Origin of the sequence: uncultured Paracoccus sp., assembly GCF_947496875.1 — a bacterium.
GTDB lineage: Bacteria > Pseudomonadota > Alphaproteobacteria > Rhodobacterales > Rhodobacteraceae > Paracoccus.
Genome location: NZ_CANMEH010000110.1, coordinates 1 through 206 on the forward strand (window position 1 = coordinate 1; position 206 = coordinate 206).

Below are 206 nucleotides of genomic sequence, written 5' to 3' on the forward strand. Positions count from 1 at the left end.
CTGCGCCTGAACGAGCCGCGCTACGCGTCGCTGCCCAACATCATGAAGGCGAAGAAGAAGGAGCTGACCGAGAAGTCTGCCGCCGATTACGGGGTGGACGTGTCGCCGCGCCTGACGGTGGTCAAGACCGCCGAGCCCGAGGGCCGCAAGGCCGGGATCAAGGTCGGTTCGGTCGATGAGCTGGTGTCGAAACTGAAAGCTGCGGG

Annotated in this window: 1 pseudogene; it reads left to right on the forward strand. The window is 65.0% G+C overall.

Annotated elements, in window-relative coordinates:
- Positions 1 to 206: pseudogene (locus tag Q0938_RS19330) on the forward strand (electron transfer flavoprotein subunit beta/FixA family protein); the annotation flags it as partial.